This window comes from Candidatus Uabimicrobium amorphum (assembly GCF_009002475.1).
Taxonomy (GTDB): Bacteria; Planctomycetota; Uabimicrobiia; order Uabimicrobiales; family Uabimicrobiaceae; genus Uabimicrobium; species Uabimicrobium amorphum.
Genome location: NZ_AP019860.1, coordinates 4,488,510 through 4,511,931, shown reverse-complemented (window position 1 = coordinate 4,511,931; position 23,422 = coordinate 4,488,510). Strand labels below are relative to the sequence as shown.

The 23,422-nt window shown below is 38.1% G+C and carries 21 protein-coding genes; 12 read left to right on the top strand and 9 right to left on the bottom strand.

The window, feature by feature from the left end; all coding sequences use genetic code 11:
• The first annotated feature begins 21 nt into the window (after positions 1-21).
• The 10 genes from UABAM_RS16330 to UABAM_RS16285 all read left to right on the top strand — a co-directional run bounded on the left by UABAM_RS16330 (position 22) and on the right by UABAM_RS16285 (position 11,460).
• Positions 22-270, top strand: coding sequence for a glutathione S-transferase N-terminal domain-containing protein (locus tag UABAM_RS16330; RefSeq protein ID WP_173013361.1), 249 nt, complete (start codon positions 22-24; stop codon positions 268-270).
• Positions 271-422: 152 nt separating this feature from the next.
• Positions 423-1,601 (top strand): NAD(P)-binding domain-containing protein, encoded by a 1,179-nt coding sequence (locus tag UABAM_RS16325; RefSeq protein WP_151969077.1) that lies wholly within the window; start codon positions 423-425, stop codon positions 1,599-1,601.
• 136 nt (positions 1,602-1,737) lie between these two features.
• Entirely contained in the window at positions 1,738-3,834 is a 2,097-nt protein-coding gene (locus UABAM_RS16320) for a hypothetical protein (RefSeq protein WP_151969076.1), read from the top strand.
• Complete coding sequence (locus UABAM_RS16315; protein WP_151969075.1) at positions 3,777-4,658, top strand: HEAT repeat domain-containing protein; 882 nt, start codon at positions 3,777-3,779, stop codon at positions 4,656-4,658. The genes UABAM_RS16320 and UABAM_RS16315 overlap by 58 nt, the downstream gene beginning before the upstream one ends.
• 28 nt (positions 4,659-4,686) lie before the next feature.
• The gene (locus tag UABAM_RS16310; RefSeq protein WP_151969074.1) at positions 4,687-5,925 is read left to right on the top strand and encodes a serine/threonine protein kinase; all 1,239 of its coding nucleotides are present in this window, start codon (positions 4,687-4,689) and stop codon (positions 5,923-5,925) included.
• 4 nt (positions 5,926-5,929) lie between these two features.
• Entirely contained in the window at positions 5,930-7,213 is a 1,284-nt protein-coding gene (locus UABAM_RS16305) for a hypothetical protein (RefSeq protein WP_151969073.1), read from the top strand.
• A 9-nt stretch (positions 7,214-7,222) separates the two neighbouring features.
• Positions 7,223-7,807 (top strand): cytochrome b N-terminal domain-containing protein, encoded by a 585-nt coding sequence (locus UABAM_RS16300; RefSeq protein ID WP_151969072.1) that lies wholly within the window; start codon positions 7,223-7,225, stop codon positions 7,805-7,807.
• A gap of 5 nt (positions 7,808-7,812) precedes the next feature.
• A complete protein-coding gene (locus UABAM_RS16295) occupies positions 7,813-9,351 on the top strand; it encodes a protein kinase domain-containing protein (RefSeq protein WP_151969071.1) in 1,539 nt (512 codons plus the stop codon).
• Between the two features lie 2 nt (positions 9,352-9,353).
• Complete coding sequence (gene grpE, locus UABAM_RS16290) at positions 9,354-9,920, top strand: nucleotide exchange factor GrpE (RefSeq protein WP_151969070.1); 567 nt, start codon at positions 9,354-9,356, stop codon at positions 9,918-9,920.
• Entirely contained in the window at positions 9,913-11,460 is a 1,548-nt protein-coding gene (locus UABAM_RS16285) for an Hsp70 family protein (protein ID WP_173013360.1), read from the top strand. The genes grpE and UABAM_RS16285 overlap by 8 nt, the downstream gene beginning before the upstream one ends.
• 409 nt (positions 11,461-11,869) lie before the next feature.
• Here UABAM_RS16285 and UABAM_RS16280 read toward each other — a convergent pair whose 3' ends face one another.
• From UABAM_RS16280 to UABAM_RS16270, 3 genes are all read right to left on the bottom strand, one after another.
• Entirely contained in the window at positions 11,870-12,496 is a 627-nt protein-coding gene (locus UABAM_RS16280) for a type II secretion system protein GspG (RefSeq protein ID WP_173013359.1), read from the bottom strand.
• Positions 12,493-13,035, bottom strand: coding sequence for an RNA polymerase sigma factor (locus UABAM_RS16275; protein WP_173013358.1), 543 nt, complete (start codon positions 13,033-13,035; stop codon positions 12,493-12,495). The genes UABAM_RS16280 and UABAM_RS16275 overlap by 4 nt, the downstream gene beginning before the upstream one ends.
• 87 nt (positions 13,036-13,122) lie before the next feature.
• Positions 13,123-13,449 carry a winged helix-turn-helix transcriptional regulator gene (locus tag UABAM_RS16270; RefSeq protein WP_151969066.1) on the bottom strand — a complete coding sequence of 109 codons (327 nt, stop codon included), beginning with the start codon at positions 13,447-13,449 and terminating at the stop codon, positions 13,123-13,125.
• 153 nt (positions 13,450-13,602) lie between these two features.
• On the opposite strand from UABAM_RS16270, the gene UABAM_RS16265 reads away from it, so the two are divergent.
• Positions 13,603-14,454, top strand: coding sequence for a DUF4437 domain-containing protein (locus UABAM_RS16265; RefSeq protein ID WP_229759410.1), 852 nt, complete (start codon positions 13,603-13,605; stop codon positions 14,452-14,454).
• An 11-nt stretch (positions 14,455-14,465) separates the two neighbouring features.
• Here the strand turns inward: UABAM_RS16265 and UABAM_RS16260 are convergent, their stop codons facing one another.
• The gene (locus tag UABAM_RS16260) at positions 14,466-14,735 is read right to left on the bottom strand and encodes a YceK/YidQ family lipoprotein (protein ID WP_151969065.1); all 270 of its coding nucleotides are present in this window, start codon (positions 14,733-14,735) and stop codon (positions 14,466-14,468) included.
• A gap of 45 nt (positions 14,736-14,780) precedes the next feature.
• Positions 14,781-16,412 (bottom strand): S8 family peptidase, encoded by a 1,632-nt coding sequence (locus UABAM_RS16255; protein WP_151969064.1) that lies wholly within the window; start codon positions 16,410-16,412, stop codon positions 14,781-14,783.
• Positions 16,413-16,623: 211 nt separating this feature from the next.
• Between UABAM_RS16255 and UABAM_RS16250 the strand changes: the two genes are divergently transcribed.
• Positions 16,624-17,232, top strand: coding sequence for a type II secretion system protein (locus UABAM_RS16250; RefSeq protein ID WP_151969063.1), 609 nt, complete (start codon positions 16,624-16,626; stop codon positions 17,230-17,232).
• A gap of 114 nt (positions 17,233-17,346) precedes the next feature.
• Here UABAM_RS16250 and UABAM_RS16245 read toward each other — a convergent pair whose 3' ends face one another.
• Genes UABAM_RS16245 through UABAM_RS16230 form a run of 4 tightly spaced genes read right to left on the bottom strand, consistent with a single transcriptional unit; the run spans position 17,347 to position 23,374 of the window.
• Positions 17,347-19,548, bottom strand: coding sequence for a carboxy terminal-processing peptidase (locus UABAM_RS16245; RefSeq protein WP_151969062.1), 2,202 nt, complete (start codon positions 19,546-19,548; stop codon positions 17,347-17,349).
• Positions 19,535-20,914, bottom strand: a complete 1,380-nt coding sequence (locus UABAM_RS16240; RefSeq protein ID WP_151969061.1) for an Npt1/Npt2 family nucleotide transporter — start codon at positions 20,912-20,914, stop codon at positions 19,535-19,537. The genes UABAM_RS16245 and UABAM_RS16240 overlap by 14 nt, the downstream gene beginning before the upstream one ends.
• Positions 20,860-21,597: a hypothetical protein gene (locus UABAM_RS16235; protein ID WP_151969060.1), complete on the bottom strand. Its 738-nt coding sequence runs from the start codon at positions 21,595-21,597 to the stop codon at positions 20,860-20,862. Before UABAM_RS16235 ends, UABAM_RS16240 begins: the two co-directional genes overlap by 55 nt.
• Entirely contained in the window at positions 21,590-23,374 is a 1,785-nt protein-coding gene (locus UABAM_RS16230; protein ID WP_151969059.1) for a tetratricopeptide repeat protein, read from the bottom strand. The genes UABAM_RS16235 and UABAM_RS16230 overlap by 8 nt, the downstream gene beginning before the upstream one ends.
• Positions 23,375-23,422 lie beyond the last annotated feature (48 nt).

Sequence of the window (23,422 nt, the reverse complement as noted above, 5' to 3'; positions counted from 1 at the left end):
TTATTACAAATGGAGAACAACATGACCGAACTAAAAGATTACACTTTGTATTATTCTCCTTATTGCCCATTTTGCGTTAGAGTACTCAATGCATTTAAGGAATTAGATGTTACCGTTGCCATGAAAGATACCGGAAATGCGGCAAACAAGAAAGAATTGATAAATGGAGGGGGAAAAGGAACTGTTCCATGCCTAAAGCATCCCGATGGGACTTGGCAATACGAATCTCTTGACATTATTAATTTTATGAAAGAAAAGCTGCAATCTTAAAAAAGGCTCTAATTTGTGGGTGGTGCAAAATATAGTTGCTACAATTTCAAAAAAATGGAATAATAAGAAAAGCATCTTCAAATAGAGTGCAAAAAACGTTATTACAAGGAAAATAGGCGTATCAGTCGTCCATTTATTGAAAGATTCTCAGTATGCATAAAAAAAATTTAAGTTTTTTTACTATGCTTGAAAACGAAGAATACACCACATTGACGATATTTAACAATATAGAGCAACAAAACGTCGAGTATACCTTAAATAAAGAGTGGTCAAAAACAGTAGTTTGGAAGGGGCAAGATAGCAAAGGTCTGTTAAAAAAAGTAAAGAAAGCCAGTGACAAACAGTTTACAGAACTCATTGAAAAATATTCTTTACAAGAATATTTAAGAGATGTTGTTGACTTAATGAAAAACAACAGACACAAAAAACTGATATTTATCTACGACCCTAAAAATAACATTCGTTGTATACTAGCCTGCCACAATACGAACAAAGAATACGTGGTGGGTGGACTGAGAAGAGCGCTCGAAGTACAAAGTGAGTGGCAGATTATTTCCGATGCATTGTGTTTGGCACGAGGAATGAGTTTCCGCTGTGCCGTGGCAGGTCTACCATGCTCAGGTATTTCACTGGCCGTTCACGGCCCTGCTCCTAAAGGAGATGTCGTTGATGAATTTTTCGGTTTTGTATCTTATATAATAGAACGTTTTGAAATCTTTGTCGCGGTAGAGGGTGGATTTTCAGGAAAGGACGTCTCATTACTAAAATCCTACACATCAAACTGCGTTTCTGAAGAAAGTAATTCAAAAAATACCATTAGTTTAGCTGCCACATATAGCGTGTATACTGCCATAAAAGTAGCTCTTCAGTGTCGCTATCCCGAAAATAGCCAAATTCAAGGAAAAACAATTGCAGTGCAAGGGTTGGGAAGTATCGGATCTAGCTTGGCTTTGCAACTTTTGGACGAAGGGGCCGAATTAATAGTGGCAGATATCGATGAGCGTAAGGTCGAAAATTTTATGAGCCGTTGTAGTCGCCCACAATCTGTAGTTGTAGAAGAGTTTCATTCGATTCCAATGCAAATGGGACACGTTTTTGCTCCTTGTGCGTTTAGTGGTGTTATTGATCGTGATACAATGTCGCATTTTGATTACCACATCATTGCTGGTGGTGCAAATAACATTATGTCAGAACCTGTCTACGAAGACGAAATTGCATTGGCGAATTTACTAATGAAAAAAGAAATCATTTACATTCCAGATTGGATTTCAAACTTCGGAGGTGCGATGCATGGGGTTTCGCTGTTCATGGATAAAAAAATAGCGGCTTAAAGAAAACCCAGAAAAAAATAGACAAGATAATGAAAAAAGTTATCGAGGAGCTTATAGGGGAAAGTAAGCAAAAAAATATTTCTCACTTGGAATTGGCATATCAAAAATTTGAACCGTTAATTTAAGGTGATTTGCGATGAAGACATATACACAAATTGTAGTATTCACAATGCTTTTCTTCATGATAGGCTGCCAGAGCACAACACAAAATACCAACAATAGCACTCAAGACAACGTCCCTGCAGCGAAAAAAATTGCGCAGAGTAACGAAGAAGAGCAAATGAACGAAATTATAAAAACGGAAGAAATCAACGACTCACAACCAACTATAAATGTGGAGTATGAAAAAACGCAGTTGTATGCGGGGCAAAAAGCAGATTTAAAAGTATTGTTATTGAATGAAAACAAAGAGTATAACGCTTCCGCAAGTGATTTCACCTACTCAGCAACATACGGCAAAATCGCAAATGGTATATACACAGCCCCACTGCAAATAGGATTAGATACCATAACAATAACACATACCCCTAGTAAAATCGGGAAGGCAATTAATGTACAAATTGTCGATACCCCGAAACTCAACGTAGATGTTAATGAAACTCTGTCGTGCAACGATGTCGTAGAATTTCAGCCCAAAATTTACGTTGGTGACACGGCAAAAGATTACCCATTATCCACTTTCGTTTATTCCGCAGAACATGGTCTTTTTACACGATCGAAATATCGTTGCCCAGACCAAGAGGTTGACGACACAATCACCATCAGTTATCCGGCTCTAAACATCGAAAAGAAAGTGAAAGTGGCAATCCGCGCCAAACCAGTATTGACACTAGAAAAAGTTCCGGAGTCTATTGAAAAAGGTGGCCAATTTGTGGTAAAAGCCTTTTTCAAAAAAGCGCAAAATAGAGAAGATATTCCCAACAGTGCACTTTCCTTTCGCTGTACATTAGGACGTTTTGAACAAAACAAATACATGGCGGCCAAAATAGGCACTACAGAAATTACAGTTAGTCACAACGCTTCCGGACAAAAAGTCACAAAAAAAATCGTAGTTAAAGAATCGTTAAAACTACAAGTTAAAGTCCCGAAGCGTCAATTAGAAAATTTCTCGACGATGCCAATAACAGCCAACTTACTACAAAGTAAGAAAGTAATTGATTCTGAAATTGAAAACTTTGAATTCAAAGCACAAAAAGGTTCGTTCACAGGTAATATTTACAAAGCACCGTCCGTTGATTCGGGACAAGGTGAAGTTGCTGATGTTATTACTGTGCGTCACAAAAAAGAAAACTTAACCGAAGAGGTCAAATTAAAAGTAATCTATTCCAAGTTTTTAACTGTGCGCACAAGTCGTTTTTCCATGCCTGTACCTAGTAATTGGTATGTCAAAAATAAAGATATGGGGTTTTTAGCTACCTCTCTTCCAGGGAAACCACAACTTGACCAAGGTTCTGAAATTAAGGCACTAGCACTTAGTGGCTTTGGGTTTCTTGATCCACAAACTGTAATGGTTCTATTCCAACAACAAGGAGGAATAGGCCGTAATATGGAAAAAGTGGGTGAAGACCAGATCAACATTGCAGGCCAAAATGTTACACGGGTACTTTTCGAAAGTAGTGGACAGGCATTACGTCGTAGTTGGTGGATTATCTTCAAATACAAAAGAATTATGTATCTCTTAACTCTTAGTGGAGAAGAAACTTTTTTTGAAGGTTCGAATAGTACCGCCTCACAACTACTAAGCGAATTCAAACTTCTCCCACTTCAAACAAAAGACAGCTCCCTTGCTATGTCTGCGGAATACAGAAATATAGATGAGCCGTTTTTTAATTTGAAAGTTCCGAAAAGCTGGAAGTCAGACAATATATTCGATGTCTTTTTTGCATCGAGTTCTGTTGCCCATGAAGGTGAAAAAATTGGTTTGTTCGTCTTTGCACACCGCAGTCGCGAAATCCAAAGTATGGATTTATCTCTAATATTATTACTATTTCGCCAAGAAATAGTGAAAGATCCTACAATGGTTGCTAGTGAAGAAGAAGAGATTGAAATTCAGGGGATTCCTGCTAAAATGGTAGAGTTTTCGGGAGGAAAAGAAAGTACAGATCGAATGTGGATTATCGCCATCAAGCATAATTTTACAGGATATGTTGTTGTTGTAAACGGACCAGATCAGATATGGAAAGCGAACCCACAGTTTGCCGAAAAAATAAAAACAAGTTTTCGACCCAAATAATTTTATTGTTGTTACTACTGCCTTCCTGTATTGAGCATACGCTCATACCTGGACAAATTGAGCAACAAGGACAAATTTCGCGCAGAATTACTCCAGACCACCACGATGTACTGAAAGGTGGTCTGTTAAAACAAAAAATTGCTTCACAAACACTTGTAGATCGCGTGCGTTTTTTGGCATTCTATCCACTACATTTAATGGCAATGGGAAATTTTGTAGAACAAGGTGAGTTAGAGAAATCGTTGCCTTCATTTGAACGACAAAATGTTATTTTTGCTTCTCAAAATAGACGAACACGCGAAGTAAAAAAGATGTTAACATCAGAAGATCGCGACACACGAGAACTTGGAGCGGGGTTAATTGAACAAAAAGAAAATATATTTACCTCTCTCTACAACATAGACGACTATGTGCGTCTAGCAGCCATTTATAAACTACGAAAATACGATTTTTTAGAGATAAAACCACATCTGACGAAACTGATCAACGATCAAAATAAATTCGTACGTTTAGAAACTGTTCGTTTATTGGGATTTTTTCCCCAAGAAGATATTTTTCCATACATACACGAATTTTTAATCGACTCAAACTCAATGGTTCGTGGAGAAGCAATTGTAACTCTAAACACCCTACACAATACTCGTAGTATCCAAAAATTATGGCCGATGCTCGAAGACTCAGAAACATATGTTCGCAAAAAAGCAGTACAAGCTCTTGAAAATTTAACAAAAACCAGTGTTGATTTCCCTTACAATGCAAATAAAAAAATACGCGAAGAAAATATCGCGTTGTGGAAAAAAAAGTGGTTTGAAAAAATAAGGTAGATTTTCCTAAAAAAAGGTATTTTTTGTAATGGCTAAGGTAAAAGATAAAGAATTAGGCAAGTTACTAGTAAAAAAAGGACTTGTTAGTTCTATAAAAATGAAAGAATGTATTCAAATCCAAAAAGATCTGTATGAACAAGGCGAAAAGAAATCATTGGAAGCAATACTTCTTGAAAACAAATGGGTGACATCCCAAGATATCATAACGATAAAAAATTACTTGCTTCTTGGAGAAGAAGTCGATTTACCGAATATACAACTTCTTAAAAAATTAGGTGAAGGGGCGATGGGGGTAGTATTCAAAGGTGTACAAATTAGCCTTGAAAGACCAGTTGCCATTAAAATTTTAGATCCTGATTTAGGCAAAGAGCAGGCTTTTGTCGATCGTTTTCATCAAGAAGCCAGAATGTTGGCCTCCTTAAGCCATCAAAATATCGTCAAAGGAATAGATTTCGGAGTCTCCGGCAATGTATACTATTTTGTCATGGAGTATTTGAAAGCAAAAACCCTAGGAGAAATCGTCGCCGTTAATGGTCCTCTTGACTACCAGATGAGTTTCAAAATTTTACAACAAATGGCCCAAGCCTTGGAATACGCGCACAAAAAAGGTCTTGTGCACCGCGATATTAAGCCAGACAACATTTTGCTATGTAGTAACAAAAAAGCCAAATTGTGCGACCTTGGTCTAGCAAAGTGGCGAAAACGCAACCTAGAATTAACATCAGCAGGGACAGTCATTGGTACACCCTACTACCTTTCTCCCGAGCAAGCGCAGGGCGAAATTGATGTTGATATTCGCAGCGATATTTATTCATTGGGAGCCACTTTTTACTTCTTATTGACAGGTGAACCTCCCTACGACGGAGACCGCGAATCAGTAATTCATTATAGACATATCTATGATCCTCCACCAAAAGCAACGGAAGCAAACCCACAACTACCGTCAAAGTTAGATATACTTTTTGAAAAAATGATGCATAAAGATAAAACCAAAAGAATACAGACACCTGCAGAACTGATTAATCATTTGCAAAAAATGAACTCTAGCGCCCGAAAATCAGACATTGTTCGCAAAGACCCACCACCAGCAGTGGTAAGTGAACCCAAAGTAGTACGTAAAGCCGCCACGCGAAAAGCACCTCCGAGGGCAGCTAAACGTTACAAAAAAGAAGAAAACGATTCTCGTGAATTTTTAATCGCCTTTCTCATTGTGTTAATTGTATTTTTATTAGTAGCTATCATTTACGTAACCTCGCAAAGGTTTTAACTCTATGCGTCTCTCAGATTATATTGTTGATCATTTACATTTTAAAATAAACTCGCAACTACAACTATCCCTCATGCTACCGAATAAAACAGGGGGAATATGCGAAGAGCATAGTTCTTTTAATTTTGTAGACGGTAAAAAAAACATATTGTATATCTCAAGTGCAAGAGCATGCAAAACGTACAAAAAAAGCAACTACAATCTAATCTGCATCAACTACCAACTACGCGATGAAGTTTTCGACATTTTAGAAAAAGATGCTAAAGTAGAAAAAAAACAAATTATCCATTCATTTATACAATCAGACAGCAATCTGGCTGTGGTTTTAATTATAGATGAAGACATTTATTATGTAGATGCCATTCGTATTGTACGATTTTTGCGAAAATCTCTACGCAGCAATATCCCTATTCATATATATGTTTTATTACCTATTATAAACGACTTATTATATTCGCGCTTACTTCTACTCGACTGTGAATGCTATACTCCTTTTGCTCCTGAGACCTTCTATGGAAAACATACGCCGCAACAGCATCAACATTTTTTACATACAGTCGACAAAATACGACAAGACCTTCCGCAAAAACAAGACCCGAAAGAAACACAGGTCATGGACATAGAAACATATCAAAACTATAACTTTGATGAGTACAATATCCCAACAATATTCGATACATCATCCGTAAAGTTTAATAGCTGTGACTACAAAGTAAGAATTGACACCAATGCCTATAGCACCCTAAATACACAACGTCAGGCAAGTACCCCGATTGGTTTAGATGTTTTTCCAGACATAGAGTTGTATCTAACGCTATCGGTACTGTGGAAAAGTTTTTCAAAGATTGTCCTCTACATCAATAGTTTACTGGGTAAAAAACTACAATTATTATCGGTATACAAAAGTAGCTTAAATACACTAGATAGCGAAATGCACCATGCGCCACAGTATCAAATTTTCTACTCTAGTATAGAAAACTCTTTGCTAGAAATATTTGAAAATCCAAGACAGGAATCGAACTACTTAGTGGAAACAAACGGAAATCATGAAGAAATCAATACATACATCTTTTACTACTATCATCTAATGTGTAGGTTAACGGCGATTATCGTGTACAATATTAATGACGAGCTTGAGCGTGAAGAGAAGGTCAAAATTGCTGTAAAAATAGTAGAAATACTAAAAAAAGACGTTGGTCTTTTTCCTATTCCTGTTCGCATCAACGATCGATGGGCGGAACTTTCTATTCTCGACATATTTAAACACTTTCGTAAAAATAAATTATAGGATGTTGTTATGTTTGAATGGCTTGATAAGCGACTACTAATCCGTGAAGCTCTTTGTAAACCATCTCTTCCGCGAGGAAGATCAAGCTGGCAATATTTTCCTGGTTTTATGACCTTTATACTGTTTTTTTCTCAGTTCATCACCGGAATATGGCTATCATTCAACTTTTCATTGGTTTCTCTTTCTGACCACTCTTCCTTCATGTTTAAATTACATCATGTGGGAGCACATTTATTACTTTTCTTTATGACACTACAGGTATTGCGTAATTTATTTGTCGGTTCATATCAACAGCCACGTGAATTTCACTGGTTGCTTTTAATTTCTGTATTCTTACTAACATGGCTAAATTACTACTTATCACTACTCATGCGCCCAGAAATTGATGAAAAAACATACCTGGCTATAAAATGGCTATATAATTTTTCATTTGCCACAGATTATTTACCACGTGACGGCAAGATGACAATTTCACAACTCAAGAATGTATTTGTTCTTCATGCATTGGTTATTCCCATGATTACTTACTCTTTATTTGTGTGCTATTTATGGCTACTACAACGAACGGGTTTAGAATGTCGTAACAAGGATTAGCTCTTATGAAAAATTTAAAAACAGGAATCGTGATAGGGGACTACAAACTCGAAGATCGATTAGCCAAGGGAACTTTTGGTGAGACATGGAAGGCATTTTCAGCAAATCAAGAGTTGGTGGCGGTACAATTCGTTGCAAATGAGTTATATGCAAAAACAATTGCGCAGTCTAGTTATAAATTTCCCAGCACAACAAACCCTAATGTCAGCAAATTAGTAGAATGGGATAAACAAAATCAAATGTTTGTGTGGGAATATGTTGCCGGACGCAAACTTTCTGTATTCATCCAACGTTTAAAAAAAATTAAACTGAGTATCGCGGTGTATATTGCGCGTAAAATTTTAGAAGCATTGAGCTACAGTGCCTCACAAGGTTTAGTTCACGGTTGTTTACGACCAAGTCGCGTAGCAATTACCTCTGACAAAAAAATTCGTTTAACTCACTTTGGATTGGGCAAACTAGAGCAACAAATTTTATATGACTTATATCAAAAAAAAGATTCCGTCATCAAAGACATTCAGATTTATTTTGCCCCAGAAGTATTAGAAGATAAAATCTTTGAAGATCCAAAGAGTGATATATATTCGGTAGGTATTATTCTGTGCGATATGTTGCTGGGAGAAAAATTTACACGCCAAGAAATTCCCAAAAAACTAACAGAAAACAATATTCCAAAAAATTTAATTAATATTATTCTCAAATCTATCGCTGATTTTGGCATGCGTTACAATCACCCCAATGAAATGCATCGTGATTTAACCAAACTTCTCAAACTATCAGAATCAAAAGAAAAAATATATGTGAATCCCCCTGTGCCTGGTAACCCAGAAAAAAATGCACTAGAAGCTGTTCCCGCGGATTCAGAAGAATATAGAGTTTATCAAGCAGATCACAATTTTGCCCGCCAAAGCATTGACGCGGGAGTTGTGGTAGCAGAGCCTGCCGAACCTGGAGAAAATGAGGAAGAGGAAGAAGAAAAGCAACAAATTACTGAAGAAGAAGCCAAAGAGAAAATAAAGCATATTTTACAAAAAACCGGGCGAATAGATGTCGAATCTGTCATGTTCGGCACCTTTGGCGACACAATGCTCACTCCGTTAGAAAAAGTACCCATTTGGCCACAAATATTTATAAAATATACCATAGCAGCGTTAATCTTTTTGGGCTTTGGCTTCTTTTGTGCGATATCACCCAGTCTACATTTTTTTATCGATGGCATGAGTGAAATTATATTACTTCCCTTTTACATAACTAGCCAGTGGCCGCCCCATATCCAAAATATCATTTTTTGGTTCATATTGTTAAATGTTACAGCGTTGATAACGCTTCCGTTTTGGGACTGGCGCGGTAAACTAACTCTCAATAACTTTTTTATCCCCTTTTACATGACGACAATGGCAGGATTAATCAGTTTGAGCCTATGGCGCTCGATAGCACAAAATACTGTTCACGGGATTATATTGGTGTCCATCCTCTTGGGTTTGGGAATTATCGCAGGTATGATAACCCCTCATGTATCTAGATTTTTGCGTAGGCAGTGGTAATCATGGATGAATTTGAAAACGAAAACGAAAACAAAGAAGTAATGGACGGCGTCAATGATTCAGAAAACGAACAAACAGCAAACGTATCGCTAAATGATATAAACGAAAATATCACAAATTTAAATGAATTATTTGTCGCAAAAATCAAAAACGATCATAATCAACGTGAGGCATTTGAAAAATTATACGCAGAGATGAAACTCTACAAGGATAATTTTTTGCGTTCGGCCACCAAGCCAATTATTCTCGATATTATATTGCTCTTTGATCAAACGAAACAGCAATTAAAAAAAGAACTCAGCGACGAAATGCGTAAATTTGTCACGCATACACTAGAAGAGCTAGAAGAAATACTATATCGTCGCGATGTAGAAATTATCAATACAACAAATGAAAAACTAGATAAAAAATACCAGAGAGCCATTAAAGTAGTTCCTACAGAAGAAAAAGAAAAGGATCAACGGATCTCAGAAGTAGTTCGTGATGGTTTTATGTGGGAAGAAGTGGTACTTCGTCCACAAGAAGTTGTTATTTTTAAATACAGCGGTGAGAGAGAAAATCATGAGTGAAAAAAACATAGTCGTCGGTATCGATTTAGGCACAACCTTTTCAGCAATTGCTTACTTAGATGAACATGGAAAACCCACTATCATCCCCAATAGTGACAATGAGAGAATCACTCCGAGTGTTGTACTTTTCGAAGAAGACGAAGTGATTGTAGGCAAAATAGCAAAATCCAGTGCCTTGTCTGATCCACAACACGTGGTAGAATTTATCAAACGCGATATGGGACGTCCAGAAGAAGAACGTGTATTTTATGGAAAAACGTACACCCCAGAAAGTATTTCGGCTCTCATCTTGAAATACATTGTGAACGATGCAGAAAAAAATCTACAAAGTAAGATTACCCAAGCAGTCATTACTGTCCCCGCCTATTTTGGAGATATTGAACGCAAGGCAACCCAAGACGCAGGAGAAATTGCTGGAATTGAGGTTTTGGGTGTCATTAATGAACCAACGGCAGCGGCACTTTCCTATGGTCTAGATCAACAAATGCAAGACGGAACTATTCTAGTTTACGACCTAGGTGGAGGAACTTTTGACGTTTCGATTTTACATATATCAGGACAGGACATCAAAGTGCTTGCCACAGACGGTGAAGTGCAATTAGGTGGTAAAGACTGGGACGATGAAATTATCAACTATGTTGCCGAAGAATTCTTACAAGAGCATGGTGTGGATCCACGAGAAGACATCGATGCCAGCCAAGCGCTACGTGACGCCGCTGAATCCGCAAAAATCACGCTTTCCAAAAAGGAAAAAGCACGCATAGTTTGTCAATCACAAGGCAATATGACCAAAGTAACGCTAACGCGCGAAAAATTCAACGAACTCACAACACCCCTATTAGAGCAAACGGAAGCCTACATTCCGGTAGTTCTTGAAAAAGCAAATTTACAAGTAGGTGATATTGACCGCGTACTTTTGGTGGGAGGAAGTACACGCATGCCACAGGTGAAAGACATGCTAGAAAAGATGTTCCACAAACCTGCAGATGACAGTGTAAATCCCGACGAATGTGTTGCGTTGGGAGCGGCACTGTATGGCGCTATTACTAAACTAAAAAGTGATGGCGAACTGTCTAAGGATCACTATCTCCCCGAAGATGTGAAAGAAAAACTCACGGGACTAACTATTCGCAACGTTACCGCGCATAGTTTAGGACTTATCGTCCGCGAAAATAAAGTACGTACCAATTTTATTTTAATTCCCCAGCAATCGGAAATTCCGATAGAACGTTCGGAAACTTTTGGTACAGAGGCCGACAACCAAACACGCGTAACCGTCGAAGTGACCGAAGGAGAAAGCAAAGATCCGGAGGAATGCGTCGCGATTGGAAAATGCGTGATATCCGGCCTGCCTCCGCGTCCAGCAGGTGCTCCTATTCAAGTTTCGTTTAAATACAACGAAGATGGACGCATTGAAGTGCATGCTATTGACAAAGGTACCGGTAAGGAAGTACGTACAGAGATCTTGCGTACACACGGCCTGAGTAATGAACAAATACAGAAAGAGAAGGCGTCTTTGGATCAGGTGGACCTTGGTTAGGTTAGCTGTTGAAGGTGAAATTCTTTCTTCGTATTGGTGCCCTCACCAATAATTGTTGAAGGTTCATTTTCCATTAGAGATTCTTTCTCCGGATTGATGCCCTCACCATCGAATTAGCAGGTTTCAGCTGCGCTGAAAACCTACTATTCTCATACCTCTCCCACGGGAGAGGTTTCAGTAGTCTCTTTTGTAAAAAACTAAATTCGTTTGAGTTGCGAGACAATAGTATAGCGTTACTATACTATACAATTATGGTTGTGTATGCGGCGGCACAACATAACACAATAAGAGTAATTAGGACGTGTTACGCCTCTCCCCGTGGGAGAGGCATGAGGCTTGTTGCTTTCAGCGTAGCTGAAATCTACAAGCCGATGGTGAGGGCACCAATCCGGAGAAAAAATCTCCTACCTCACTTAACCTTCTCATACAAGGGATGCCAGTTTTTGATATCGTCATCTAAACCTAAATCGTCTTCGCCGTCTTTGCCGCATGAGTATATATCAAAAAGTTTGCGATTGTATTTTGCGGGAAAACGATAGCGGATGGTATTTCCCCAATAATCGCGCAAATTGCCTTCGCCATCTATGCGTCCCTTCCACACCTGTAAATAGTGTTTGCTATCTGCGACGTCCTGTAATACAAAGGCAAGTTTATCACCACTTGTAGGAAACTCCCCTTTATGTAAACGATACTGTATAATTGCCTTTTCCAATTCGGAGAGTAAAACGTTTTCATGACGATAGCGCGCGATGTCTAGGCCAATAAAGACAAGTGAAACAAACACCACCAATATAATTCCCCAGCCTACATAGCGAACCCATCGAATGCGCCGCTGTGCTTTTCGTAGAATCGTATCGGTAGAAACATCGATATTTTCCTGCTCCCAATTTTGCAATTCTCGCAATTCATTTTGCAAGTTGCGATGTTTGCTACGACAATCATCACAAACATCGAGATGCTCCGCAATTTTTTGTAACTCATCCTCCGGCAATTCGCGGCAACTGTATTTATACAAATCAATGTCTTCACACTTCACGACTTCTCCTCCAAAAATTCGCGCAATTTCTCTACCGCGTAAAACATGCGACTACGCGCTGTTTGTTCATTGCATTTCACTACCAAGCTTATTTCTTTATAGGAAAATTGCTGTTGTACGCGCAATAAAAATACCACGCGATGTTTCGCACTCAATTTACAAATCGCTTGCTCTACGTGCTCCATTTTCTCTTTTTCCAAGAGATTTCCCAGAGGAGTTTTCACATCACTAACTTCACATGCATTTAAATCATAACGATACTTTTTACGACGACGTACTTTATTCAAAGCAAGATTGGTGGCAATTTTAAACAACCACGGACGAAAACGACGTTGATCGTTAAAACGCGGTAAAGACACTAAAACCTTCACAAAAGTTTCCTGAACGAGATCTTCGGCAATGTGTCGGTCATACACAAAGCGATACAAATAACCATATAACGATTTCTGATAGCGCGAAACGATCAAAGAGAAAGCCACTTTGTTTCCCGAAAGATAGTAAGCCACAAGTCTTTCATCACTACATTTTTCCCAATCCACAAAAATTCTCCATAAACAGTCAATCTAACATCTATTACACATGGAGAATAGATATGTTCAAAAAAAATTTAAAAAATTTTCGTCGTATTACAAATCAAAGTGATTTTTTCCCCATTTGCACATCGTCATGATAATATCTCTAAGACTTTCCCCCACTTCGGTTACTGAATACTCCACTTTGGGTGGCACTTGGGCGTAGACCTTGCGATTTATAATTCCGTCGCTTTCCAGCTCGCGAAGTTGTTTTGTCAACATACGCTGCGTCACACCTGGCATAACGCGCTTCAATTCTCCAAAACGGTAAGTTCGTTCTAGCAAATGGTATAAAATAACCCCTTTCCACTTGCCACCAATCAATTCCAAAGTTGCTTCTACGGGGCATCCTTGGTTGCATTTATAAGTTTTGTGACGCATATTCCCTCCCATTAGTATCATTTTCGATACTACGTAACTAAATAGTGCCTACTTGACTACATTTACAGTACAAGCTATATTTTACCCAAAGGTAAAGAAATGTAACGAAAAATTTATAGCTATATAAATAGTAACGAAAGAGAGAAACAATACATGCAACACGCTGCAAAATTATTACGCCATATATTTATAAGTATGCTCATTATCACGAGTACGTGGATATTTTGCGATGAGAGTACTTCACCATTAGGAAAGTCAGAGAACACGGTTGTACTGGTGTCTGAAGTAAAATGGGAGCAGTTGAATCCTGCTCGTGGTGACAAAAGTCCTCAAGCAGGAACTCTATGGGGAGATCGTAACGGTTCTAGTGCAACAGGTTTTCTACTGAAACCATCTCCGGGTTTTCAATCTCCTCCACATATTCACAATGTATCCTATCGTGGGGTGGTGATTCGTGGTCTCATTCACAATGACGATCCTGGTGCAGAGTATATGTGGATGCCACAAGGTTCTTTTTGGACACAGCCCAAAGGCCAAGACCACATAACGGCAGCAAAAGGGAATGATACCTTAGCCTACATTGAAATTGATGAAGCCCCATATTTGGTTCTTCCGTCTAAAAAAGCATTTGATAGTGGTGAGCGCCCAGTGAATATCGATAGATCGAATATCGTTTGGACAGACACCTTAAAGAATAGTATTTCGAAGGCAGGAGTCAGGATTGCTTATCTTTGGGGGACTCCACAACAAGGCAAACTCAACGGTACAATGGTCAAAATGCCTAGCGGATTCTCAGGAGAGATACAGACTTCTGGTTCCAATTTACGTGCAATTGTTATCAAAGGAAAAATACAATATACAAAGAACAAAAACAATATAAAAACTCTAGCGCCAGGAAGTTATTTTAGTTCCAAAGGAGAGGCACGACATCAGATTGCCTGTGCATCAGAGTGTATCCTTTACATACGTACATATGGCAAATTTAGACTACAGGTAAAAGAATGAAACACAAATAATTAATCCTCTTTAGGAACAGTACAATAAGGCTTTGTGTATAGAATATATGGCAAGGTAAGCGTGTCACCCACTAGAGTAAAAGGAACATCGACAATGAGCAGTATTCCAAAAGGGTAAGCAATCACCATGAATGAGAAATCATATAGGACACCACCATAAGGCATCCCTTCAAATCCAAGGGCTTTGTGAGAGTTTTCGGCTTGTAAATTTAGATATGTTCCGCAACCACAAAGAGTGATTGCCAGGAGTACGCATAGTAGTTTTTGCATAAAGTTGAGAAGTTCCACATCGTAATTGATGTGGAACTTTTTCTATTATTTTATGGCGTCTAATAGAGTTTGAGAAGTTTCAGGTATTTTCTTCAATTCTGCACGTATCGCTTCTTTTTGTTCTTTTGTGATAGATGTTTTACCACGTAATTCTTCTAAAAGCTTGCGAAGTTCAGGATTGCTTTGTTCTAGTTGCGCCATTTCGATGGTGATCATATCTTTGTTATCTGTTGTTTGTTCGAGTGTTTCCCAACCGAAAAACAGTGAAAGATATGGAAGATACACTTCATCTTCAGGAACGGGCTTGCTATCAATTTTAGGAGCAACTTTTAAAGCATCTGCAGCGCGATATACACCATTTCCATAATATTTTTCAGAATTTGGTAGATCTTTACGTGCGGTACTAAAAAGTGCATGACGAACAGCATTCACTCTTTGCCATTTATGTTCGTATTTGAAATCGCGATATTTATGCAACCACAATGCTGCTGTTGCGGCAATTTGTGGCGTCGCGGCGGAAGTTCCCCCACCATTGCCAATGTGGTTTCCCTTGCCCAATTTTCCAGCAGGTGTATTTGGTGTGTACGCAGCAATTGCAGAGCCCATCAACTCTTTTGGTCCCCAGTTTCCTTGCATTTCGACAAACCATTTATCGTCTTTAAAATATGGGTTGTGATCATAACCAACACCGCACACTGCGATAACGCGTTTAAACTTTGCAGGATATACTAAATAGTGTGTCGGAAGTTGTGCAACATTGTTTCCTGCTGCGGTTACCACAACAACACCGTTATTGTAAGCATCATTTACTGCCTCTGCCCACAATTTTGAAGCAACCCCACCCATGGACATCGATACGACATCGCAATCGCTTTCAATTGCGTAGTACAATCCTTTGGCAAATACATCTACTTGAAATAGCAATACGGTTGTAGATAGACGTACAGGTACGATATCGGCTTCGGGTGCACCACCAAGATAATCATTGTATTTTTTATCTGGTAGATCAACGCGATTTCCCGCCAGTACACTCATCGTAGATGTTCCGTGTCCTGGTTGATCGATAAGACCATCTGTTCCTGGGTCAGCCGCTAGGTTTTCATCTTCACCTTTGACAAAGTTTTTTTGCAAATCAAGACGCAAACTTTCTGGCGTAGTAATATTTGCTTTAGGGTCGTAACCTGTGTCGAAATGAGCTATGCGGATACGACGTCCACTTTTGTATGCCGCTTCACGTCGTGCTCTTTTTAACTGACCATGACTATCTTGCAAATGCCAACCAAAAACATCTGGGTCTGGATAACTCCATGTATCGTTGTAACCACGAGTATCATTTTGTGCATGCTCTTTTTTCAAAGAACGCGCCAATTCGCGATACTTGTCGTTCATTTTTGGGCTGTTGGGTTCACCGTAGATAACATCATCGTTTTCTTCCACCAATTGGTGTGCAAGATCCCATGATGATTTGTCTGATCTTTCATTGCTTGTTGCAATGAACCAATTTTTGGCAAAACGACTGCGTTTATTTGTGAGTGGGCGAATTTTAAAACTAATCTCACCCGCGCGAATTTCTTTTTTTGTAAAACTAGAAACGCCATCTGCTTTTATCTTAATAAGAATTTCTTCTGCACCAACAAAAGAAATGATAAAAACAAGACAAAATAATATTTTGTACATAATCTCCCCTTGACGTTAAATAAAAATAATCAATAAAATTATTATAACATCTTAATGACGTTGTGATTAAGAAAAAATAGCTCATACTAAGATATTCTTTTATCTTGACGACGAATATATGTAAATTTTATGATAATTGAGTATGTACAATGAAGTGATCCGTCAAAATAATTCCTCAGTAACATTTTGTTTCCCTTTCACAAGGAAAAGCATGAAAAAAAATAATGGATTTACATTTGTAGAAGTTATCGCAGTTATCATCATTTTAGGTGTCTTAGTTGCGGCATTGCTCCCTGCCTTAAGCCAAGTGAATGAAAACGCACGTAATGGAAGATGCAAGGCTTGTTTATCACAAATTGGCAAGGGGATGAATATGTATTTACTTGACTTGGGCAAGCAAGTTCAATATCCACAACGCAGTGCCCAGGGTTTTATTGCTGCGCTCTACGAAGAAGGAGTACTTATTGAGCCTGAAGTCTATTTATGTCCTAGCACAACAGACACAAATAGAGAGTATGAAACGTCTATTGGCAATACCAAATCTTCAGCAGCAAGTATTGCCGGCGCACCTGATTTGGGAAATGCTTCTGGACCAATTAGTTATGCGGGACGCCTCAATAAAAACCAAAATATATATCCTGGTATTTTTCGCCCAAGAGAAGATCTTACTACCACTCCTATTGTTGGGGACGACTTAGGAAGTCCTCACAATCATGAAAACGGACAAGTAATGTTTTTTTTGTTTTTGGATTCACATGTTGATCACGTACGTAGAAGAAACAGTGACTTTACAGATATGTTTTCGGTTCTAGGCAATTAAATACATTGTTTTACTAACATGTATTTAACTATATGGATTATTTATCAGTATAGAAAGTAAAACAATCGTTGAGTTCACCTTGTAGCTCAACGATTGTTTTATAGTAACTACGAATTACTTAGCTTGCATAAGATCGCGTAATACAGACACCGATTCTTCTAAAAATAAATCTTCGTCTTTTTTCACGGCATCTTCTTCCTCTTGCTGCCCCAAGATCTTTTCAATTTGCTCATACCATTTCTGCTCTTGTTCTTGCATCGTACGTCTTTTTTCCAAATTTAGAGACACGGCATTATCTTGTTGACGTTCTCTTACCTTAGCGATATAGCTCTTTAAGGTTTGGAATTTAGCGTCATTGTCCATGCGTTCTCGCGCTTGTTTTTTTATTTGCGCTAAAGATTTATGAGCATTGAAAACTTCTTGATTCGGAGACAATGATTTTATTGTATCCCAAGGCATCACATGTGGTAAGCTCGATTCGCCGTACTTGTTCTGATCAACAAATGTTGGATATGTGATATCTGGAGCAACACCTTTTTGCTGTGTGGACGCTCCCGTAGGACGATAGAACTTTGATATGGTGTACTTCAAGGCTCCGGCTTTCGGCTTACGCCCTAGACCAAATAGACTTTGCACGGTTCCTTTACCATAAGTGTTATTACCAACGATAATACCTCTCTTATAATCCTGGATAGCACCTGCGAAAATTTCTGAAGCAGAAGCACTGAAAGTATCGGTAATCACAACAAGCGGCATTTTATAGGCAAAGTTATCGTCATTGTCTTCACGCACTTTGATTTCGCCACTTAGGTTTTTCACCTGTACAACAGCTCCCTGTGGAATGAACAGACCGACTAGATCTACAACTTCATCAAGGCTTCCCCCGCCATTAGAGCGTAGGTCAATCACCAATCCTTCGACATTCTTTTTTTGCATATCCTCGATAATGCGTTTTACATCACGGGTAGTACTTTTTGCGTTGGGATCTTCACGTTCAAATGCATCAAAATCGCGATAAAAAGATGGTAGTGTAATCACACCAATATTCTTCTTTTCACCACCGTTTAGGGTAATCTCACGTGTATCGCCTTTAGCGGCCCTCTCCGTTAGTTTAACTTCATCACGAGTAATGACAATGTTAAATGGTACATCTTGTAAATTTTTTAGGACGGTCAGGGTAACTTTCGTACCTTTTTCTCCGCGAATTTTTTGCACAACCTGATTTAAAGGCATGTCGATAACACTAGTTTGTTCACCATTTTCTTGCGTGACAGACACAATGTAATATCCTGCCTTTAGCTCTCCTTGACGGTCGGCTGGTCCGCCAGGAACAACGCTTGATATTTTAGGATAACCATTTTCAGAAGAGATCACCGCTCCAATTCCTTGCAAAGAAAGACTCAAGGAAATTTGAAAGTTACTCAATGTGCGCCAATTTAAATAATTGGAGTGTGGATCAAATAGACTCGTAAGGCTTGTCAAGTAAGCTTCGAGTATATAGTAGCCATCATTTCCACTCATAAATGTATGGTAGTTTTTGTAACGCTTTATAATGCGCTCTTCTGCGGTTTGCTTCCAATCTTTTTTGCTGTCTTTTTCATCGGCAACTTCGCGATTGTCTTTTTCATCAGCAACTTCACGATTGTCTTTTTCATCAGCCACTTCACGATTGCTATTTTGAGGATCGGTGTTCTCATCCTGCTTAGAATCTTTTTTGTTCGCCTTCTTCTTTTCGTTGTCTTTTTGCTGTTGCATTTCTTGCAACTTAGCTTGTAACAACTGATTCTTTATGTGTTTGCGCCAAATTTCATCTAACTCATTTTTATCTTTTGCCCATGAGACACCTTCGCGTTTGACCACAAAAGTTTCATCTTTGCTAAAATCAAATTTATTGTTGATATTCTTTTTCACGTAATCATTACGTTCTTCTAATCTTTGCAAAAAACGCCGATAGACCACAAAAGCAAAGTCAGTATTTCCGGTCTTCAATTGGTCGTCTAAAGAAGTTTTGTACTCCGAGAATATTTTAATGTCGTCTGCTGTAAAATACAGTTTATTTGGATCTAATTTTTTTATGTATTCATCAAATAGTGATTTAGATACATCGTCGTTGATTTGCGGTTTACTATAGTGATAGTTTTCTAGTATACTGATAATAGTTGTCGCAATGTATGATCCTTCGGGTACTGGCTCGTGTTTACCACGTTTCTCTTCTGCCGTTGTCGGTAATACAAAAGCAACAATAAGAGTCACTAAGACAACGACTCCGGTTGTGATACCTGTAAATATTTTTATATTCTTTTTACGATTGTCCATTATTCACCTCAGCGTTCTTTAGTAAATTTTGATATAAACTTCCTGTTTTTAATATAGAAACTATCCACACGAATACAATAACAAACACTACGTAGCTCAAATTGGTCAAGGAGTACTCCATGCCATTCATGGCTAAAAAGAAAAGATAAAACGTGACCATGAGTGAACTACCAGCATCACCTAAGCGGAATAAAAATGTATCACAGACTGCTTTTGCTTTGTATTTTATATTTTTATCTGTAGGAACATAGAATATTTCTACACCGACCTTATATAGAGTGTAGTTTAACGATAGTGCAATAATTGCAAAATATCTTACCGCATATACGGAAAGTTCTTCAAGAAAGAAGATTGCTCCCACAAATAGAACCAACGGATATAGACATATACCGATTGCGGGACCTAGTAAATAAATCAACAAGGGAGTAATAATCATACACATCAGTATATTACAAATCCCCATATAGAAATTATTATCTGCCCACAATTGACCTTGCAAGCTAGATTGTGTATTGACCAATTGTGGAAATGACTCTTCTAAAATTAATTTGTTAATGACAATGATTTGCTGTGTTGTCAAATTTCCTTTATCAAGTTCTTTAGACACACGTTTACTCAATTTTATTTTATGAAATTTTTTTCCGGCAAAAACAATAAAATTTTTATTTGTGTCAGACTCCACAGGTCGCAATGCAAATACATCTTTATTGTAGAAAGACTTATTTTTAATTGATTTGTTAAGATCTTGGCAAACCAAAAACCATAATGGAATATGGATATCTTCGTTCTGAGAAGTGATATATTTATTGAGTTCTTTCTGCGTTTCTGTGCTTAAAAAAGAGGCAATATAATTTGTCAAAGGTTTTTCACGTTTGTGTAATTCTGACAAAAATTGGCGATTTTTAATCAGTCGAGGGGTTATGGTTAAAAAATTTCCGGGATACACTTCATTCAAAAACAACTTATTTCTCATGAAATTAAGAGAGCGTTGTTGTTGCGATTCGTCAAAAAACAAATTTCCCAAAAAAGATGTTGGTCGCGGGATCTCTTCTTTGTGCATAGCTGAAAATATTGAGTCTTCGTTGCCTTCCACAAAGTCTTTCGTTGCAAGAATAGTATTCAATTCGGACACGGCCTGTGCTGAAAGTTCTTGCTGTTCATTTATTTGCTGTTGAACTTGCTTGGAAAGCGCTTTGTAAAGTTTCGAATTCTCCTTTGTTGCACGTAACTTTTGAATCAAGTCCTTCTCATTACCCATATCTGATTTTTGCACAGCATAAAAACTACGGTCATCGAGGATGGAATTGTCTACTAGCCAACTAAACTGTTGGTCAGAAACTGTACTGGTGAAAGTGGCCAGCACCATAATAAGACCAATAAAAAAACATAGCGATTTTTCAAAAATAATTGAAAATCTTCCAAAGCACCTGTAGGAGTTGGCTTGGCGTTATCATCAGCAGAAGCCGGTATGTAAAACAATTCAATAAGAAGCCACGTAAGTCCCAATCCTCCGGCAGCGATGAGAAGTAGTAGCTCATAATTGTTACCGACGATAAACGTAGAGGTAAACTTGGACCCACCAATCACTCCAAGTTGCCCTCCCAGGAAAATATAGGGATAGAATTTTTTGGCCTCTTGGTTTTTATGAAGATCATGACTTATGGACCAAAATAGAGCCGTGACAAACAGTACATATAACGAAACAAAAAAGAAATATATAGTGGTCATCGTTGCGTCATATGCTGGCTGGTTACCCAAACTATTCATTAAAAGCGCAAAACACAAAAACGCTCCAATGACAATGGCATATAAAGTTCTCAGTAGCTGTTTACGTGAAAAACGGTTTACCAAACGGTTATAACCAATCACGGCAAACAGTGTAACAACTACGCTTATGTTATAAAAATGGTGAAGATATTCCTTACCCACATAAGTAAAAAGTAAAGGTTTGCGTGTAGGCTTTAGCACATAATAAGAACCTATTAAGAAAAAAAAGCTCAAAGACGCAATAAAGGTTCGCCACAAATTACGTGTAGATGTTTCACTCATCTTTTTTTTCCTCTCTTTTTTGTTCGGCGATTTCTATCAATGTTTTTACTTCATCGCGATTGGGATATTTAGGATTAATATGGATAGCTTTACGTAAATCGCGAATAGCTTCATTGTAATTTCCTAAATGTAAATGTGCTCGCCCTCTGTAAATATAACCTTTAACAAAATCAGAAGCGCGAGAGATAGACTCGGTTAAATCTTCGATGCATTTCGTGTATTGTTTTTTGTGATAATAAGCTTTTCCTCTTGTGGAATACGACATAAAATTGTGTATTCCTTTTTTTATCAGTATACTTAAGTCTTTAATACAATGATCTAATTCACCAGTGTAATATCTCGCAACACCCCTATGGCAAATACTTTGATAATTTCCAGGATTGTGTACCAAGACTTCGTTTGCCTCATCAATTGCATTCCCGTAAGCCTTATTTTCGATAAATAAACGCGAACGTCCTATACGACACAGCTCATTTTTCGGGTCAAGTTCGAGTATTTTGTTATAAATATCCAATGCTTCATCCACTTGTTTATTTTTAGCTAAAATAGCTGCCTTGTCTAAACACCACGGGATATTTTCGAGCGTAACCTCTTCGGTGTTAGGTATTTTCATCTCCTCCACAGATGCGGGAATAACGAAAATCTCTCCACTGTCAATTGCTTCCTGTAGAGAATTACGACATTGACGACACTGAAAATTTTCAGCAGGTTCTTTTGCCAAGTTCAAAACACGGTAATTGATATTACAACTTGTACAAAAAAAGTTAGTGATTGCGTCGTCTCCAAATACGCGAATAATATCTTTAGGCACAATAACATTGTTCATCAGCATAATATTACACAACGGTAAAATTTCACCTTTGCGTTGGATATCAAGTTGTTCGCGTAAAGCATTTTCCAGTTGCTGCTTGGAAATAATATTTTGGTCTAAAAGAACACGAGCAAAACTAGCATCCTCATCTCGCACTTCAAGGACCTCTGCTTCTTCTTCGGGAACATACTGAGGTATATCTTCCGCGACATGTACTTTTTTTGTTTTGCGCTCCTTGCGAAACTCATCCACAGACAACGCTCGCGTCAACCCTTCTTTTGCTCTTTCACCGCCATGTAGTATCTCATCAATTTTTGTATCCCATGCAATAGAGGTAATTTCAATAGCATTTATTTGGGAAATAAGAGGCAATGTCTGCCCTTTTTCGATGAGGACGCTAATCGCTTCGAGTATGATGGATAATTTTCGTACTTCATCTTTCTTAGACGGAAAAGTTTCCAATACAGTTTGCACTTGTGTTAAACTTGATACTGCCAAACCAAAATTACCACGGCGTAGATTTTTACGAATACTTTCTAGTTTATCTTCCAAAATAAACGTTCTTTTGTTCCAGGTGCTTTCGCTATTTTTTTCTTCTGCCATGTATATCCACGCAGAAATTTTTTCTTCTAAGTTCGCGGGCAGTAGAATAATATCATCCACCATATGTGCAAATGACACCTTGTTGTTTATTTGTCCAAATGATACCACGACAATCGGAATGCGTTGTAAATAGTGGGCGGTTTTTTTCGTACTGCACAACTTCAATAATTTTTCGTAAAATTCATCCTGTGCTTTATCATGATAGATAGCAATTAGTTTAATTTTTCTTTTATGCAGCTTAGCGATAAACTTATCTAAATTGTATTTATTCAGGTGAACTTCGTAGCCTGTATCGCGCAACTCATTTAAATAAGGAAGAATTTTATCGTCTTTATCCCCGATAAAACAAATATTTTTAGACATAGCTCCTGACCTCTCCGCCTGATTATCGACAAATTTTATATCCGTTAA

What these genes read in the sequence shown, in the direction of transcription:
- UABAM_RS16330 (WP_173013361.1), top strand. Translation starts at nt 22, where the DNA reads ATGACCGAACTAAAAGATTACACTTTGTATTATTCTCCTTATTGCCCA.
- UABAM_RS16325 (WP_151969077.1), top strand. Translation starts at nt 423, where the DNA reads ATGCATAAAAAAAATTTAAGTTTTTTTACTATGCTTGAAAACGAAGAA.
- UABAM_RS16320 (WP_151969076.1), top strand. Translation starts at nt 1,738, where the DNA reads ATGAAGACATATACACAAATTGTAGTATTCACAATGCTTTTCTTCATG.
- UABAM_RS16315 (WP_151969075.1), top strand. Translation starts at nt 3,777, where the DNA reads ATGGAAAGCGAACCCACAGTTTGCCGAAAAAATAAAAACAAGTTTTCG.
- UABAM_RS16310 (WP_151969074.1), top strand. Translation starts at nt 4,687, where the DNA reads ATGGCTAAGGTAAAAGATAAAGAATTAGGCAAGTTACTAGTAAAAAAA.
- UABAM_RS16305 (WP_151969073.1), top strand. Translation starts at nt 5,930, where the DNA reads ATGCGTCTCTCAGATTATATTGTTGATCATTTACATTTTAAAATAAAC.
- UABAM_RS16300 (WP_151969072.1), top strand. Translation starts at nt 7,223, where the DNA reads ATGTTTGAATGGCTTGATAAGCGACTACTAATCCGTGAAGCTCTTTGT.
- UABAM_RS16295 (WP_151969071.1), top strand. Translation starts at nt 7,813, where the DNA reads ATGAAAAATTTAAAAACAGGAATCGTGATAGGGGACTACAAACTCGAA.
- grpE (WP_151969070.1), top strand. Translation starts at nt 9,354, where the DNA reads ATGGATGAATTTGAAAACGAAAACGAAAACAAAGAAGTAATGGACGGC.
- UABAM_RS16285 (WP_173013360.1), top strand. Translation starts at nt 9,913, where the DNA reads ATGAGTGAAAAAAACATAGTCGTCGGTATCGATTTAGGCACAACCTTT.
- UABAM_RS16270 (WP_151969066.1), bottom strand. Translation starts at nt 13,449, where the DNA reads ATGCGTCACAAAACTTATAAATGCAACCAAGGATGCCCCGTAGAAGCA.
- UABAM_RS16265 (WP_229759410.1), top strand. Translation starts at nt 13,603, where the DNA reads ATGCAACACGCTGCAAAATTATTACGCCATATATTTATAAGTATGCTC.
- UABAM_RS16260 (WP_151969065.1), bottom strand. Translation starts at nt 14,735, where the DNA reads ATGCAAAAACTACTATGCGTACTCCTGGCAATCACTCTTTGTGGTTGC.
- UABAM_RS16255 (WP_151969064.1), bottom strand. Translation starts at nt 16,412, where the DNA reads ATGTACAAAATATTATTTTGTCTTGTTTTTATCATTTCTTTTGTTGGT.
- UABAM_RS16250 (WP_151969063.1), top strand. Translation starts at nt 16,624, where the DNA reads ATGAAAAAAAATAATGGATTTACATTTGTAGAAGTTATCGCAGTTATC.
- UABAM_RS16245 (WP_151969062.1), bottom strand. Translation starts at nt 19,548, where the DNA reads ATGGACAATCGTAAAAAGAATATAAAAATATTTACAGGTATCACAACC.
- UABAM_RS16240 (WP_151969061.1), bottom strand. Translation starts at nt 20,914, where the DNA reads ATGGTGCTGGCCACTTTCACCAGTACAGTTTCTGACCAACAGTTTAGT.
- UABAM_RS16235 (WP_151969060.1), bottom strand. Translation starts at nt 21,597, where the DNA reads ATGAGTGAAACATCTACACGTAATTTGTGGCGAACCTTTATTGCGTCT.
- UABAM_RS16230 (WP_151969059.1), bottom strand. Translation starts at nt 23,374, where the DNA reads ATGTCTAAAAATATTTGTTTTATCGGGGATAAAGACGATAAAATTCTT.